General features: G+C 66.5%; 14 protein-coding genes, 1 other RNA gene and 1 pseudogene. 9 read left to right on the top strand and 7 right to left on the bottom strand.

The window, feature by feature from the left end:
* Window positions 1-104: 104 nt before the first annotated feature.
* Complete coding sequence (grpE, locus tag SLW52_RS12365) at window positions 105-626, bottom strand: nucleotide exchange factor GrpE (RefSeq protein WP_010344263.1); 522 nt, start codon at window positions 624-626, stop codon at window positions 105-107.
* A gap of 166 nt (window positions 627-792) precedes the next feature.
* Entirely contained in the window at window positions 793-1,851 is a 1,059-nt protein-coding gene (gene hrcA, locus SLW52_RS12360; RefSeq protein ID WP_017908542.1) for a heat-inducible transcriptional repressor HrcA, read from the bottom strand.
* Window positions 1,852-1,962: 111 nt separating this feature from the next.
* Between hrcA and recN the strand changes: the two genes are divergently transcribed.
* Window positions 1,963-3,624 carry a DNA repair protein RecN gene (gene recN / locus SLW52_RS12355; protein WP_267122409.1) on the top strand — a complete coding sequence of 554 codons (1,662 nt, stop codon included), beginning with the start codon at window positions 1,963-1,965 and terminating at the stop codon, window positions 3,622-3,624.
* Window positions 3,625-3,947: 323 nt separating this feature from the next.
* Here the strand turns inward: recN and fur are convergent, their stop codons facing one another.
* Entirely contained in the window at window positions 3,948-4,370 is a 423-nt protein-coding gene (fur, locus tag SLW52_RS12350; RefSeq protein WP_026143876.1) for a ferric iron uptake transcriptional regulator, read from the bottom strand.
* A 103-nt stretch (window positions 4,371-4,473) separates the two neighbouring features.
* Here fur and bamE point away from each other — a divergent pair, with 103 nt between their 5' ends.
* Window positions 4,474-4,872, top strand: a complete 399-nt coding sequence (bamE, locus tag SLW52_RS12345) for an outer membrane protein assembly factor BamE (protein ID WP_017908545.1) — start codon at window positions 4,474-4,476, stop codon at window positions 4,870-4,872.
* A 27-nt stretch (window positions 4,873-4,899) separates the two neighbouring features.
* Here the strand turns inward: bamE and SLW52_RS12340 are convergent, their stop codons facing one another.
* Window positions 4,900-5,154: an RnfH family protein gene (locus SLW52_RS12340; protein ID WP_152235801.1), complete on the bottom strand. Its 255-nt coding sequence runs from the start codon at window positions 5,152-5,154 to the stop codon at window positions 4,900-4,902.
* 5 nt (window positions 5,155-5,159) lie between these two features.
* Complete coding sequence (locus SLW52_RS12335) at window positions 5,160-5,591, bottom strand: ubiquinone-binding protein (protein WP_026144297.1); 432 nt, start codon at window positions 5,589-5,591, stop codon at window positions 5,160-5,162.
* A gap of 58 nt (window positions 5,592-5,649) precedes the next feature.
* Here SLW52_RS12335 and smpB point away from each other — a divergent pair, with 58 nt between their 5' ends.
* Window positions 5,650-6,153 carry an SsrA-binding protein SmpB gene (gene smpB / locus SLW52_RS12330; RefSeq protein ID WP_010344270.1) on the top strand — a complete coding sequence of 168 codons (504 nt, stop codon included), beginning with the start codon at window positions 5,650-5,652 and terminating at the stop codon, window positions 6,151-6,153.
* Window positions 6,154-6,730: 577 nt separating this feature from the next.
* On the opposite strand, the gene SLW52_RS12325 is transcribed toward smpB, so the two are convergent.
* Window positions 6,731-8,980, bottom strand: coding sequence for a S8 family serine peptidase (locus tag SLW52_RS12325; protein WP_320740524.1), 2,250 nt, complete (start codon window positions 8,978-8,980; stop codon window positions 6,731-6,733).
* Window positions 8,981-9,026: 46 nt separating this feature from the next.
* On the opposite strand from SLW52_RS12325, the gene SLW52_RS12320 reads away from it, so the two are divergent.
* The 5 genes from SLW52_RS12320 to SLW52_RS12300 all read left to right on the top strand — a co-directional run bounded on the left by SLW52_RS12320 (window position 9,027) and on the right by SLW52_RS12300 (window position 11,854).
* Window positions 9,027-9,452 (top strand): hypothetical protein, encoded by a 426-nt coding sequence (locus tag SLW52_RS12320; RefSeq protein ID WP_267100482.1) that lies wholly within the window; start codon window positions 9,027-9,029, stop codon window positions 9,450-9,452.
* Between the two features lie 107 nt (window positions 9,453-9,559).
* Window positions 9,560-9,911: a transfer-messenger RNA gene (ssrA, locus tag SLW52_RS12315) on the top strand.
* Window positions 9,912-10,300: 389 nt separating this feature from the next.
* On the top strand, window positions 10,301-10,477 hold the full coding sequence (locus tag SLW52_RS12310) for a hypothetical protein (protein ID WP_267085543.1): 177 nt from the start codon (window positions 10,301-10,303) through the stop codon (window positions 10,475-10,477).
* Window positions 10,474-11,295 (top strand): enterotoxin A family protein, encoded by an 822-nt coding sequence (locus SLW52_RS12305; protein ID WP_167336245.1) that lies wholly within the window; start codon window positions 10,474-10,476, stop codon window positions 11,293-11,295. Before SLW52_RS12310 ends, SLW52_RS12305 begins: the two co-directional genes overlap by 4 nt.
* 235 nt (window positions 11,296-11,530) lie before the next feature.
* On the top strand, window positions 11,531-11,854 hold the full coding sequence (locus SLW52_RS12300) for a hypothetical protein (protein WP_152182078.1): 324 nt from the start codon (window positions 11,531-11,533) through the stop codon (window positions 11,852-11,854).
* Window positions 11,855-11,947: 93 nt separating this feature from the next.
* Here the strand turns inward: SLW52_RS12300 and SLW52_RS12295 are convergent.
* Window positions 11,948-12,077: pseudogene (locus tag SLW52_RS12295) on the bottom strand (IS30 family transposase); the annotation flags it as partial.
* A 423-nt stretch (window positions 12,078-12,500) separates the two neighbouring features.
* Here SLW52_RS12295 and SLW52_RS12290 point away from each other — a divergent pair.
* Window positions 12,501-12,674 carry a hypothetical protein gene (locus SLW52_RS12290; protein ID WP_167336246.1) on the top strand — a complete coding sequence of 58 codons (174 nt, stop codon included), beginning with the start codon at window positions 12,501-12,503 and terminating at the stop codon, window positions 12,672-12,674.
* Window positions 12,675-12,770 lie beyond the last annotated feature (96 nt).

Genomic DNA, 12,770 nt, shown 5'->3' with positions numbered 1-12,770 from the left:
GATCTGGTTCGGATATAGGGATGGCTGCAGGTCATTCAAGCCATCGCCGCAAATTAGCGTTCCACCGCCGCCGCGCCGGGTTCAGGCGCGGGCGGCCGGCGCGCTCAGTCGTGCTTGGCCACCACCACCAGGGCGGGCCGCAGCAGGCGGTCGTTGAGCAGGTAGCCCTTCTGGAACACCTGGATCACATGACCCGGGGCCACGCCCTCGGCCTCGGCCTGGCTGATCGCCTGGTGATGCTCGGGGTTGAACGGCTCGCCGGTCGGGTCGAGCAGGGTCAGGCCGTTGTCGGCGGCGACCTTGAGCAACTGCTTGTAGGTCAGTTCCAGGCCGTCGCGCAGCGGGCTGGGCTCGCTGCCGGCGGCGCTCAGCCCCGCGTCCAGACTGTCGAACACCGGCAGCAGGTCGCCGAGCAGGCGCTCGTTGGCGAACTTGCGCGCCTGCTCCACGTCGCGGGCGATGCGCTTGCGCTGGTTCTCCAGGTCGGCGCGCTCGCGCAGGGCGTCGGCCTTGACCAGGGCCAGTTCGCTGCGCAGCGTCTCGATCTCCGCCTGCAGCGGATCGGTCGAGGGCTGCTGCGCCTCGGTCAGGTGTTCGGAATCGAATTCGGGGTGCTCTTGCGTCATGTCCGGGTCCCTGGCGGGGTACGTCCCGCCTTACCGGACCACCTATGTGGGCGGTGCGGGCGGATTCAAGTGAATCCGGGGATTGGGGAGTCGGGATTGGGGATTCGCCTGGTACGGCGGGACGGTCGGCTGGCGGAGGGCGCTGCGGGCGCCCCCTGCGCGTGACTCAGCGGTCGCCGGGCGGGGATGGGTCCAGACGGGCGCCGAGGACGTCGGCGGCGGTCTGGACCAGGGGGATGACCCGGTCGTAGTCCATGCGCTTGGGGCCGATCACGCCCAGCACGCCCAGCACTTGGCCGCCGGCCATGTACGGGGCGGTCACCAGCGACACGCTCTCCAGCGGCACCATGCCGGTTTCCTCGCCAATGAAGATGCGCACGCCCGGCGCGCGGATGGTGCGTTCGAGCAGTTGCAGGAGTTCGCGCTTGCTGGCGAAGACCTCGAACAACTCGCGCAGCCGCTCCAGGTCCGACAGGTCCTGCACGCCCATCAACTTGGTCTGCCCGGCCAGCACCATGTCGTCGCCGGCCGGGGCCAGCGCCTGCTCGGCCAGTTCGACGCTGTGCGCCAGCAGCTGCTCCATCTCGTCGCGCGCGTGGCGCAGGTCGCGCAGCAGGCTGGCACGGATGTCGGCCAGGGCGCGCCCGGCGAAATGCCGGTTCAGATAGTTGGCCACGCGCTCCAGTTCGGCCGGCTCGTAAGCCTTGCGCGGTTCGATGACCCGGTTCTGCACCTCGTTGTCGGCGAACACCAGGATCGCCAGCACCCGCCGCGCGTCCAGCGGCACGAAGTCGATGTGCCGGAACGCGAACTGCTCGCGCTTGGGCGCGCTGACCACGCCGACGAAGTGGGTCATCGCCGACAGCAGCTCCGAAGCGCTGCCCAGCAAGGCCTGGGTGCCGGCGGCATTGGCCATCTCCGCGCGCAGCCGTGCCACCTCGCCTTCGGCCGGCGGGCGCATCTGCACCAGGCTGTCGACGAACACCCGGTAGCCGGTGGCGGTGGGCACGCGTCCGGCCGAGGTATGCGGCGAGCTGAGCAGCCCGGCATCCTCCAGGTCGGCCAGGATGTTGCGGATCGTCGCCGGGCTCACGTCCAGCCCGGCATGCCGGGCCAGGGTCTGCGAGCCGACCGGCTCGCCGTCGCGGATATAGCGCGAGATCAGCGTGCGCAGCAGCTGCCGGGCACGCGGATCGAGGCTGGAATGGACCGGGGAAGCGCGCATGGAATCAACCCGTGAGACTGGTCCTTAGATAATGTCTGCACGCCGGCTTGGCAAGTCATTGGCCCACCTACCCGCGCATGCTAGCGTTGCGCGGCTCCGGATGCAGACCCCATGCTCAGACATCTCTCGATCAAGGATTTCGCCGTCGTACGCGGCACCGAACTGGAATTCGGCCCCGGCATGACCGTGGTGTCCGGCGAAACCGGCGCCGGCAAGTCGCTGATGGTGGACGCGCTCGGCTTCCTGTCCGGGCTGCGTGCCGACAGCGGCGTGGTCCGCCACGGCGCCGACCGCGCCGAGCTGTCGGCCGAGTTCGTCGCCCCCGCCCAGGCCCGCGCCTGGCTGCGCGAGAACGAACTCGACGACGAAGACCACTGCCAGCTGCGGCGCGTGATCCGCGCCGACGGCGGCTCGCGCGCCTGGATCAACGGGCGCCCGGTGACCCTGTCGCAACTGGCCGAGCTGGCCGGCCACCTGGTCGAGATCCACGGCCAGCACGAACACCAGGCCTTGCTCTCGCGCGGCAGCCAGCTCGGCCTGCTCGATGCCTACGCCCGCAACGACGCCGAGCGGGCGGCGGTGCGCGCCGCCGCCGCCCGCTGGCAGGGCCTGCTCAGCGAGCGCGAGACCCTGCTGGCGCAGGGCGACGTCAGCGACCGCATCGGCTTCCTGCAGCACCAGCTGGCCGAACTGCAGCGCGAGGACCTGGACCCGGCGGCGATCGCCGCCCTGGACGCCAACCACCGCCGCCAGGCCCACGCCGCCGCGCTGATCGGCGCCTGCGAGGGCGCGGCGCAGCGGCTCAACGGCGACGAGGCGCCGGCGGTGCTGGACCTGCTGCAGCAGACCCGCCACGAACTCGGCAAGGTCGGCGAGTACGACCCGCGCCTGGCCGAGGTGCAGGCGCTGATCGACAGCGCCGGCATCCAGCTGGAGGAAGCGCTGGCGCTGATCGACCGGGTCCGCGACGACCTGGATGCCGACCCGGCGCAGTTCGACGAGATGGAACGCAAGCTCGGCCGCCTGCACGACCTGGCGCGCAAGCACCGGATCGGCGTGGACGCGCTGGCCGACCACCGCGACGCCCTGCTCGCCGAAGTGGAGAGCCTGCGCGGCGCCGGCGAGCGGCTGGACGTGCTCGACGCCGAGATCGCCCAGGCCACCCAGGCTTGGCGCGACGCCGCGGCCGCCCTGACCGCCACCCGCGACCGCGGCGCGCAGGCGCTCTCGCACGACACCACCGCGCTGATCGGCGAACTGGGCATGGGCGGCGGGCGCTTCCTGATCCAGCTCGAGCCGCACGACACCGAACGGCCGGACCCGGCCGGCGCCGAGCGGGTCGAGTTCCTGGTCGCCGCCAACGCCGGGCAGCCGCCGCGCGCCCTGCGCAAGGTCGCCTCCGGCGGCGAACTGTCGCGCATCTCGCTGGCGATCGAGGTCGCCGCGCTGGGCCTGGACGCGGTCCCGACCATGGTCTTCGACGAAGTGGACTCGGGCATCGGCGGCGCCGTCGCCGACATCGTCGGCAAGAAGCTGCGCGCGCTCGGCGAGCAGCGCCAGGTGCTGTGCGTGACCCACCTGCCGCAGGTCGCCGCCCAGGGCCACGCCCACTACCGGGTCAGCAAGGCGCCGGTCGAAGGCATGACCCAGAGCTCGGTGGAACTGCTGGCCCCGCGCCAGCGCGAGGAAGAACTGGCACGGATGCTGGGCGGGGTCGAGGTCAGCAAGGAAGCCCGCGCCGCGGCCAAGCGGCTGCTGCTCAGCGCGGGCTGAGTGGCTGGCGATCGGGCAGCGCCTGGCAGTGCAGCCCTGCCCAGGCGCCACAGGTCACAGAAAGCATCAAAAGCCCCTCTCCCACCGGGAGAGGGGTTGGGGTGAGGGTTCGGCGCAGAGCGACCAGCTGACCGATCCACCAGGCGACACCCTTACCCTCATCCGCCCCTGCGGGGCACCTTCTCCCGACGGGAGAAGGGAGAATCCTTAGCCCCTCTACCACCGGGAGAGGGGTTGGGGTGAGGGTACGTGGCGAAGCCCCAGTGCATCTGGCGCACAGGAAGGGGCGACACGCTGACCGGATTCACCCGGCAGCGGAAAACTCAGCCCTTCTTGCCGCTCGGCCGCTTGCTGCGCACGTACAGCACCAGCGAGTGCTCTTCCAGCTCGTAGCCGTGATCGGCGGCGATCTTGCGCTGCAATTCCTCGATCTCCGCGCTTTCGAACTCGATGATCTTGCCGGTATCCACGTCCACCATGTGGTCGTGGTGGCCGCCGCGGTCCAGCTCATACACCGCCTGGCCGCCCTCGAAGTTGTGCTTGAGCACCAGCCCGGCCGCCTCGAACTGCGTCAGCACCCGGTACACGGTGGCCAGACCGATCTCGTCGCCGTGGTCCAGCAACTGCCGGTAGATCTCCTCGGCGGTCATGTGGTGCCGCGCCGACTTCTGCTCCAGCAGCTCGAGGATGCGCATCCGGGGGTGCGTGACCTTCAGGCCGACTTTGCGCAGATCGTGGGATTCCATGGCGTCTCCGTTCATAGCTGGTTTATCGCCAGCTGCCTGGGAATGGGTCGCGGCGGTCGCCGGGAGTGTATCATCGACGTGATTTCATTCAGCCCTGTCCCCGATGCGCAATCTCCTGCTGGTCGCCGCTGTTGCCCTGTCCACCGCTGGCTGCGGCATCATTTACAAGCAGCCCATCTACCAGGGCAATCTGATCAAGCCGTCGGCCGTCGAACAGCTGAAGGTCGGACAGAGCAAGCAGCAGGTCAGCGCGCTGCTGGGCAGCCCCTCGATCCCGGATCCGTTCCATGCGCAGCGCTGGGACTACACCTCCACCGAGCGTGTCGATCGCGTGGGCCGTACCGAGATCAAGAACTTCGTCGTGTTCTTCGACAACGACATGGTCACCCGCTGGGAAGGCGACTACTTCCCGGACCAGGACGAAGAGCTGGCCAAGAACAGCGTGCGCCAGTTCGGCCGCAACCTGGCCAAGGACAAGAAGAAGCAGCGCCGCGGCGAATGAGCCGGCGGCCGCGTCGCGCCCCGCCGCTCAGCGCGGCTTGGCGCGGCGTCGCCTGGCGTCCTTCGGGTCGATCAGCAACGGCCTGAGCAGTTCCACCCGGTCGCCGTCCTGCAACAGCCGCGTCGGCGCGGCGACTTCGCCGTAGACCGCGCATGGCATGCCGGGCGTCGCTTCGGGCAACGCGGCGGCGGCCAGCGCATCGGCGACGGTCGCGCCTTCCGGCAGATCCAGCCGCTGCGACACGAAGCGCTCCGGCCAGGCCAGCACCACCTCGATCTGCATGGCGGCTAGGCCTGTTCCCGGTCGGCCACGCGCACGAAGTCGTTGACCATGCGGTCGGCGAGGCTCTGGAAGCCCAGCGCCAGCGCCGGCCCCAGCAGGCGCGAGGCGGGTTCGAAGTCGAGCATCAGGCTGACCTTGCTGGCGTGCTCGTTGAAGCCCTGGAAGGTCCACTGCCCCTGCAGGCGCTTGAACGGACCGTCGCGCAGCTGCATATCGATGCGATCCGGGCGCTGCAGGCTGTTCTCGGTGGTGAACCAGGTGCGGAACGAACCCAGACCCAGGTCCAGCCGCGCCACCAGGACGCGGTCGTTCTGCTCGAGGATATGCGCCGCATCGCACCAGGCGAACCGGCGCGGATAGGCGGCGACGTCGTTGACCAGATCGAACATGCGCGTTGCGGCGTGTTCGACCAGAGCGCTGCGGCGGATGATAGGCATTCGGGACGGAAGTGGGACCAAGACGTTCGGGAGGCCCCGAATCGGAGACAATAGCAAGATGAGCAAGAAACCCGCCAAGGATAAAGCAAACGGCGCGACGGCCAACAAGACCATCGCCCTGAACAAGCGCGCGCGCCACGAATACCACCTGGAGGACCGCTACGAGGCCGGCCTGGCCCTGCAGGGCTGGGAGGTGAAGTCGATCCGCGCCGGCCGCGCCAACATCGGCGAGAGCTACGCCTTCGTGCGCCAGGGCGAGCTGTTCCTGTTCGGCGCGCAGATCACCCCGTTGATCCAGGCCTCCACCCACGTGGTGGCCGACGACCGCCGCACGCGCAAGCTGCTGCTGCACCGGAACGAGATCGACAAGCTGATCGGCCGCGTCGAACGCGACGGCTACACCCTCGTACCCACCGCGATGTACTGGAGCAAGAACAAGATCAAGCTCGAGATCGCGCTGGCCAAGGGCAAGCAGGACCACGACAAGCGCAACGCGGCCAAGGACCGCGACTGGGCCCGCGACAAGCAGCGCATCATGCGCCGGCACAACAAGAATGCCTGAGGAGCTGGGATTTGGGATTCGGGATTGGGGATTCGCAACAGCGAATCTCCTGCCCGCCCCAGCGGCCCTGCCCGCCTCGCCTTTCCCGCAGGAGCGGCTTCAGCCGCGACACAGTGGAGCCGGGATTGGGGATTGGGGAGTCGCAACCGCAGCTCCCATTCCCACAAGCTCAGCCGCAAGTGCGACGCCACAACGCCTTGGCACGACAGCCGCAAGAGCGCACCGCGGTGCATGGATGCCCTTGTGGGAGCGGCTTCAGCCGCGACGCGATGAAGTCGGAACGCGACGTGATTCGGTCGCACCGGCCGCAGAAGACGCGCAGCCCGTTTCATGCCCTCATCCGGAAACATCGGCAGTCACCCGTTGCGGCGAAAGCAGATTCCGACATGAAAGGCGATGCGGCCTCCGAGCCTGTTTCGCCCCTCGATCCCCGCCCCCAAATCCCGGCCTCACCGCGTCGCGGCTGAAGCCGCTCCCACACGGGAGACCGCGCTGCCCAGGGAACCGCCGTTTGCGAATCCCGAATCCCGAATCCCCGACTTTTCAGCAGCCGAATGGCTGATCATCCCCGCCCCACTCACGTCCCGCCAAGCATTCGCATCAAGCTCGGCAGCCCACTGCCCTGCATGTAGCGATCGCGCTGCAGGTCCAGGCACTGCGCCAGCAGCAGTTGCTTGACCCGATCCGGGGCACCGATGAACTCGCGGCGCACCGACAGAAAGGCGGCGATCAACCCCGACACATGCGCCGCGGCCATGCTGGTGCCGCTCATCTCCACCATCCAGGTGCCGGGATCCTCGAGCGCATAGCCGTGGTGCGCCGACAGGATCTTTTCGCCCGGCGCGACCAGATCCGGCTTGTAGCGGCCATCGGCGGTCGGGCCACGCGAAGAGAAGTACGAAATGCCGTAGCTGTGCGGGCTGCTCTTGTGCACCGAACCCACCGCCAGCGATTCCTCCAGGTTGGCCGGGTCGCCGATGCTCAGGTCCAGGTTCAGCGGGTAAGCCTCGCCATCGCCCTGCATCAGCCAGGCCAGGCCGTCGTTGCCGGCCGCGATCACCACCACCACGCCCTGTCGCCACAGCCGGCGCAACTCGTTGCATAGCGGGGTGAAGCCGCAGCCATAGCTCTCGGCGTCGAAGTAGCCACCCAGGCTCAGGTTGACACCGTGCACCACCAGCTCGCCGGCGCACTCATTGAGCTCGGCGACCTGCTGCACGCCCTTGATGATCCACGAGTCGCGACCGTTGCCGTCGTCGTCCAGCACCTTCAGCCCGTACAGCCGCGCCAGCGGCGCCATGCCAGCGAACTGCAGTGGCGCAGTGGTCGGCAAACCGGGCAGCGGCGCCTCGCATTGCCCGGCGATGATGCCGGCCACGTGGGTGCCGTGGCCATTGCCGTCGAGCGTGTCGAAGCCGGCCTCGCCCGGGCGCAACGCGCGCGGGCGTCCGCGCTGGGTGCAGTCCCATTGGGCAAGCACGGTCGCCGGTTGCCCGGTGGTATGGAAGTGCGGATGCGCCGCGGCGATGCCGCTGTCCAGCACCGCCCAGCCGATGCCGCTGCCGAGCGCGCGATAGGCCACCTGTGCCGCGTCCACCTGGATCGTGCTGCGCGACTGGTAGATCAGCGCGCGCTTGCCCGCATCGCGCCACAAACGCTTGAGATTGAGGTCGCGATAGCGATCGCGCAGGCTCTCGATCTCGAACCGGGTCAACCGCGCCGACACGTAGCGCTGCAGCGTGTCCTCCAGTTCGATCTGCGCATCCAGCGCCTCGCCATGCAGGCCGGTGGAGGCCTCGGTGAGCGTGCGCAACGCAGCGATCAGCTCATGCTTGCGCTGCGCCGGATCGCCGGCCTCGGACAACCGCTCCAGTTCGATCAGCACCTCATGCCGGTAATCCGGCGCGCGCGCCTCCAACTGGTCGGACAGGTCCTTGATCAGCACCGGATGCGCGATCGGCTGGTCGAAGCCCACCCCCACCGCGCGCCGCACCTCGGCGCGCACGTCGGGGATGGACAGGTAGCCGGCAGCCGAATGCGGGTTGTGCTGCCAATCCGGATTGATCTTCGACCCGGCGATGTTGTGGAAGCGCCCGCCGGCATCGGCGATGTCGTCGCTGAGATCGTCGTCCAGGGCCACCGGGTCGCGCCGCTCGGCGACGTTGACCCAGCGCGCCACGCAGGGTGGGAACGGCAGCTTCGGCGTGCCGGTCCACTCCTTGAACATGCTGCGCACCACCGGCAGCCCCAGCGGCGAGCCGAGCGTGAGCAGCAGCGACACCTCGCAGTCCTGCTGCTGCAGTTCGCGCAGCACGTCGTAGGCGATCAGCGAACCCTGGCTGTGCGCGATGATCACGAACGGGCCGCCACCGGCGCGGATGCGCTGCAGCAGGCTCTCGCGCATCTGCGTGCGCCGCGCCGGCACGAAGAAGAAGTCGTGCACGTCCTGCAGCAGCGCTGCGGAGATCAGCTTCAGCAGTGCGCGGTTGAGCACGTCGATCACGCCCTGCGCGTGCACGTCGGCGGCTGCAGCCGCCGGTGCCGGCGCCGCCGCCTCCACCTCGTCCAGCACTTGGTGCAGCCGTGCGCGCTCGGCCTCGCTGGCGGCCAGCGTGTCGGCGAGCTGGCGCAGATCGGCCAATTGCGGGGCCACGCCGAGTGCGCTGAGCACGCGCTGCTCGGCCTGGTTCAACACCGGGCCGCGGTCCTGGTCCTGGCAATCGCCCGGTTCCGGCGACGGATAGCGTTCGCGGTTGACCCAGTAGGCCATGCGCGTGCGCTCGCCCATCGCGCGACCGAACAGCGCGCGATCCCATTGGCAGCGCAACACCTCGGCCGGCGGTTTGTTGCCGATGCCATGGATGTAGACGACCGTGCGTGCCCGCCCCTGCGCCAGCGAACCTTCGCCGGTGGCCTTGGGCCGCAGCGCGGTGCCCGCCGGTGGCGCGGCGGCGAGCGTCGCCGAGGCAGGCCTGCTGGCGCCGGGAGCCGCGGCGTTGGATCTGGACGGTGCTGCCGGCCTTGCCGATGCAGGTCCCTTCGTGGATGGAGCTGCCGATGCCGGCGTCGTCTTCTTCGCCGCCTTGGCAGCCCGCGTACCACCCGCTGGCGTCTTGCGCGCTGTTGCTGTCGGCTTGGCGGCAGATCTCGCCGGCGCCTTGGCCGGCGCCTTGCCGGGGGTGGACGTCGAGGACGTGACAGGAGCCTTGGGCGTACGCCCGTTGCTGCGGCCACGCGGCTGTCTGCTTGCCATTGCGCTGCTCCATGCCTGGGGGAATGCCTGGGGGACGGCGGCGTGACAGGGCCGGCGTCGCAGTGAAGCCAGCTTAAGCGGGGCCCGTCTCAAGGCTTGTGACTGGCCTCCCCGATCCCTACACTGTGCGGGTCAGCGTTTGACGTTGTCCCCGGGGGTGCACTGGTTTCGACGGGGGTTGCAAAATCGCTTGGCGCATGCCGAGGGGGCAGCTTTCCTCGTAAATCCAGCCGCAAACTTATAGTTGCCAACGACGACAACTACGCACTGGCCGCTTAAGGCCTAGCCCCGAAATCGCTTGTGTCCGTGCTCGCGACGTAGGGTCATTATCACGGAATCGCCGGTGGTGGCTGCCTGTCAGCCATTGGCTAAATCAAGCAGGCTGGTCCCGGGATGCGCTTCGCACATCGTGCTGTTCCGGGGCGAGATCCAACGATGAGCTAAGCATGTAGTGCCGGGGATGGAGTGCCTTCGGACGGCGGTTCGATTCCGCCCACCTCCACCATCCAACCGCGAGAAACAGCACCAAGTGCATGATCTTGCGAAGGTTTGGCCCGGGGTTTGATGATCGATTTGAGCCTGGTCCAGGTATCAAACGAGGGATCAAACCCCGTGCCGAAGCCTTATTTTCTGCGCCGCCCGGCTGTGCCATAGGCGCGCATCTTCGCTCCCACCGATCTTCGGACCCTCGCTGGCCCGAGCCACTTGGTGCACCTCGTTTTCTACCGATGGGCGATGTCGCCCGTCTGGCTGCCTCGCGTGCCGCTGCAGCACTCTCGGGGGCATTCGATCGGATGCGACAGGACGCGAGCATGAACGACGATTTCCCGAGCCAAGCGCTGTCCGCGTTGCGAGGGAAGCAGGCGCGCCCCCTACACCATCAAGGCCGGGGGCATGGAACTGCCTGCCCATGGGGCTGAATATGAAAACCCAATCGCAAATGCCAATGAGTTTTCGCCTATTTTCATTGGCGAGTTTAATAATTGTACATATTCAATAAATACAATCATTTCCATATTCATCGCCTATGGAGCCATCGCCTTGAGAAATCTGCTGGAGTTCTGGAATTGAAAAATCTGCTCTGTCTATTCTGTCTCATCATCTGTCCTTCACTGGCCTGGGCAAACGACCCACCAGATTTTCTTTTCAGATGCGATACGCGGTCACCCGATGAAATTCAACAAGCCGGCGGGTTCTATCCGCACAACAACGGCAGAATCCGCGACTACGACCTCGCCCATCACTTCACCGGAGAAAGTGTCGAGCATTATACCTCCGCCTTCGTGTCGACGAGCTCGGATTTGAAAGCAGTCGTCAACCATTGCCTGAGCATGGTCGGCAGCGATCAGAGCGCATGGATCTACATGATCATGCCGGGCAGCAATTTCTATAGTGTTTCGTCCTCCCTGCAAAGAGTCCGCGACAGCCATGTGGCGGGCTCCCCGGAATGGCAAAGAATCAATCAACTCATCATCGACTATGACGGCATGTCCGAATATGTGGCGGTCGATGGGTTTCCTTTCGGCAGAGTCATCAGTCACGCCGAGCTCAACCAAGAGATGGTCGACGACTATTACGATGACGAAGACTCGGTGCTGTACTCGAACGACTTCTGGGAGGATCGATGGAATCTTTCGGACGCTTTCAACGCTGATTTCGATGGAGAACAGCCCAGCGACTCACCATACCTGGTGGTAGACGAGCCAGCGAGCCAGGTGGTACTGGCGCTAAATGAGCATGCGATGGAACTACCGCTGCGCTTCGTCTGCGACGCGGCGAACGGCTTCCCGGCATCGAGCAGATCGAGAGCATCCTCGCATTCATGCCCCAGGTACGAAATCATCAAAAGGCTCTATGACAAACAAATAATATCCAGCATTATACTTTGACCATCGACATACCGACGTCCGTCTCCAGCACAGTATTTCCCTGAAAAATCGAACCACCGTTTACCCAGCGGGCATTGCGCTTGCCGGGAGAGTGGGTGGTGCACGTTCCATCTGATGCCCCCCCCAAAAATACTGTAGACGGCCACAAACCAAACAGATGTCCACACCCCACACGAGTCTGCGCATTGCAGTCGTTCGTTTTAGTGGACCCACACGAAAAAACAGGAGCACGACAATGAAAATCAAGCCCCCAGCCTTTGCAATCGCAATCTGCCTTTCGTCATTGAGCCTGAATGCAATGGCAGGCGAATATACCGAAACCGGATACCTGAGAAATGTCAAGGCGAACAATACCGGGAGCACCTGTTTCTTTCAGATCGCGGGGTCACCCACAGGACATAACTTCCAGGGCGGAGAGTGGTATTGCGGAGATATTGCAGGCCAGAACATTCTGAAACTGGCGCAAACCGCACAAATCCTCCAGATGAAGGTCAAAGTCATCCTGGAAGGAGACGGAGCCGCGTACAAGCCGGTAAAGGCCGTTGAATTAGCCAATTAGAACGACTGGATGCCAGGCGGGTGTGGACGACGCGCAGGAGCCGGAGCATACGTGGGGGACCTGAGGATTCCGAGGCCGGCCGTGCCCCCTGCTCTCGCACAGCACCGCCAGCCGGGCCTTGCGCTCCACCAGCCTGCCCACGCAAGAACGGTTGAACGCGCCCTTGATCAGGTCGCCCTTCCCAATGCCTCGGCACTAGGCGTTGCTCCACCTGCTCCGGACGATGCACGATGCACGGCTGTTCGGCACCCAGGAGCGCCTGAGGCGACCATGCGCGGCAGGCCGCGCATGGCCTTGCGCAGCGCCAGCTGACATGCCAACGCACCAGCAGGCGATCTACCTGCCGGTGCGCGAAGAAAGTGGTCCAGCCGCGGATGCCTGCATCCTTGAAGCAGCCCCAGGCATCGCCCCGGCCGCACAGCTGGTAGGCGCATCATGCGTCCGTGTCCGTTACGCCGGCGTCCTTGAGGCGTTGCGAAATGATGTCGGCGGCGTCGTTGCCGTGCGATGACGGCGCATGCCAACCGCGCCGCCGCCAAGAGCGCCTAGGCGGGCACTGGCGATGGCGGCATCGGCGACGCGCCGACATACCCGTCACCGCCGGTCTGTACGGTGGCAGACGCCCTCCTCGATTCGGACACTCCCCATGCCATTGACCCAGGAACAACTGCGTATCCTGCAGGACATCCATGCCACCACCCCGGTCAGCGAAGCCGAGGCGACCTGGGCGGTGCGCGAGGACTACGCGGCGCAAGGCGAGGACGGCGATCTGGCGCTCAGCCAGAAGGGGTTGAAGGCCATCGACGGCAGCGAAGCGTAACCCGCCTCCTGGCAGGCTCATCTTGCTCATCCCATTGTGCCGGCGACGGTAGCGGTGCTGAGACAGCCCGTCAGGGCAGCGCTGGGTCCATTTACG

This window comes from Xanthomonas sp. LF02-5 (assembly GCF_034105325.1).
GTDB lineage: Bacteria > Pseudomonadota > Gammaproteobacteria > Xanthomonadales > Xanthomonadaceae > Xanthomonas_A > Xanthomonas_A sontii.
The sequence above is the reverse complement of the archived record's forward strand: the minus strand, read 5'-3'. Positions and strand labels throughout refer to the sequence as shown.

Excerpts from the sequence above, each read along its gene's own strand:
- grpE (WP_010344263.1), bottom strand. The coding sequence starts at position 626 with ATGACGCAAGAGCACCCCGAATTCGATTCCGAACACCTGACCGAGGCG.
- smpB (WP_010344270.1), top strand. The coding sequence starts at position 5,650 with ATGAGCAAGAAACCCGCCAAGGATAAAGCAAACGGCGCGACGGCCAAC.
- recN (WP_267122409.1), top strand. The coding sequence starts at position 1,963 with ATGCTCAGACATCTCTCGATCAAGGATTTCGCCGTCGTACGCGGCACC.
- SLW52_RS12300 (WP_152182078.1), top strand. The coding sequence starts at position 11,531 with ATGAAAATCAAGCCCCCAGCCTTTGCAATCGCAATCTGCCTTTCGTCA.
- bamE (WP_017908545.1), top strand. The coding sequence starts at position 4,474 with ATGCGCAATCTCCTGCTGGTCGCCGCTGTTGCCCTGTCCACCGCTGGC.
- fur (WP_026143876.1), bottom strand. The coding sequence starts at position 4,370 with ATGGAATCCCACGATCTGCGCAAAGTCGGCCTGAAGGTCACGCACCCC.
- SLW52_RS12310 (WP_267085543.1), top strand. The coding sequence starts at position 10,301 with ATGGAACTGCCTGCCCATGGGGCTGAATATGAAAACCCAATCGCAAAT.
- SLW52_RS12290 (WP_167336246.1), top strand. The coding sequence starts at position 12,501 with ATGCCATTGACCCAGGAACAACTGCGTATCCTGCAGGACATCCATGCC.
- hrcA (WP_017908542.1), bottom strand. The coding sequence starts at position 1,851 with ATGCGCGCTTCCCCGGTCCATTCCAGCCTCGATCCGCGTGCCCGGCAG.
- SLW52_RS12335 (WP_026144297.1), bottom strand. The coding sequence starts at position 5,591 with ATGCCTATCATCCGCCGCAGCGCTCTGGTCGAACACGCCGCAACGCGC.
- SLW52_RS12340 (WP_152235801.1), bottom strand. The coding sequence starts at position 5,154 with ATGCAGATCGAGGTGGTGCTGGCCTGGCCGGAGCGCTTCGTGTCGCAG.